We start from the raw sequence: 396 nt of genomic DNA, 5'->3' as shown, positions 1-396 counted from the left end.
CAGGCTGCACGGCGATGAGAACATGGTCGGTGCCGACGCGGGTTACACCGGCGTCGAGAAACGCCCTGAACATGAAGGCCGGGAGGTCATCTGGCAGATCGCCGCCCGCCGTAGTACTTACAAGAAGCTTGATAAGCGCAGTGCTTTGTACAAAGCCGCGCGCAAGATTGAGAAGGCCAAGGCTCAGGTACGAGCCAAGGTCGAGCATCCGTTCCGGGTGATCAAGCGCCAGTTCGGTTATGTGAAGGTGCGCTTCCGTGGTCTGGCGAAGAACACGGCGCAACTGGTGACGCTGTTCGCGCTGTCGAACCTGTGGATGGCACGCCGATATTTGCTGACGAATGCGGGAGAGGTGCGCCTGTAATGTGGGAAATGGCCGCTGCGAGGTTATCGCGG

At 59.6% G+C, this 396-nt stretch carries 1 protein-coding gene; it reads left to right on the top strand.

Annotated elements, in window-relative coordinates; all coding sequences use genetic code 11:
• A partial coding sequence (locus GHN86_RS23105; protein WP_153387396.1) for a transposase occupies positions 1-364 on the top strand: 364 nt, incomplete at its 5' end.
• Positions 365-396 lie beyond the last annotated feature (32 nt).

Source organism: Pseudomonas helleri, assembly GCF_009600315.1.
GTDB classification, from domain to species: domain Bacteria; phylum Pseudomonadota; class Gammaproteobacteria; order Pseudomonadales; family Pseudomonadaceae; genus Aquipseudomonas; species Aquipseudomonas helleri_A.
Note: the sequence above shows the minus strand (reverse complement) of the source record. Positions and strands in the feature narration are given on the sequence as shown.